We start from the raw sequence: 828 nt of genomic DNA, 5'->3' as shown, positions 1-828 counted from the left end.
GCGACAGTAACTGTAACTGTGACAGCGCCAGCGATAGAAGCCAATGATGATGACTTCGGTCCGATCAACGGCACGACAGGTGGCACAGTACCGGGCAATGTATTGGATAACGATACCTTGAACGGAGATCCTGTGAACCCTGATGATGTGATCTTGACACCGATCAATGTAGATCCTGACTCTCCGGTAGTGATCAACCCAGATGGAACGGTTACGGTAGCACCGAACACGCCAGCGGGAGACTACGAAGTAGAGTACAGCATCTGTGAGGTGTTGAATCCAGACAACTGTGATACGGCGACAGTAACTGTAACTGTGACAGCGCCAGGAATAGTGGCCAATGATGATGACTTCGGTCCGATCAACGGCACGACAGGTGGCACAATACCGGGCAATGTATTGGATAACGATACCTTGAACGGAGACAGCGCCAGCGATAGAAGCCAATGATGATGACTTAGGTCCGATCAACGGTACGACAGGTGGCACAGTACCGGGCAATGTATTGGATAACGATACCTTGAACGGAGATCCTGTGAACCCTGATGATGTGATCTTGACACCGATCAATGTAGATCCTGACTCTCCGGTAGTGATCAACCCAGATGGAACGGTTACGGTAGCACCGAACACGCCAGCGGGAGACTACGAAGTAGAGTACAGCATCTGTGAGGTGTTGAATCCAGACAACTGTGATACGGCGACAGTAACTGTAACTGTGACAGCGCCAGGAATAGTGGCCAATGATGATGACTTCGGTCCGATCAACGGCACGACAGGTGGCACAATACCGGGCAATGTATTGGATAACGATACCTTGAACGGAGA

1 protein-coding gene and 1 pseudogene are annotated in these 828 nt (G+C 50.7%); both read left to right on the top strand.

Annotation, left to right across the window (positions count from 1 at the left end; translation table 11 throughout):
- Positions 1-450 (top strand): annotated as a pseudogene (locus MM213_RS20715) (hypothetical protein); the annotation flags it as partial.
- 55 nt (positions 451-505) lie between these two features.
- The coding region (locus MM213_RS20710; protein ID WP_241414783.1) for a hypothetical protein at positions 506-828 on the top strand (323 nt) is incomplete at its 3' end.

It is taken from the genome of Belliella alkalica (assembly GCF_022549785.1).
Taxonomy (GTDB): domain Bacteria; phylum Bacteroidota; class Bacteroidia; order Cytophagales; family Cyclobacteriaceae; genus Belliella; species Belliella alkalica.
Note: the sequence above shows the minus strand (reverse complement) of the source record. Positions and strands in the feature narration are given on the sequence as shown.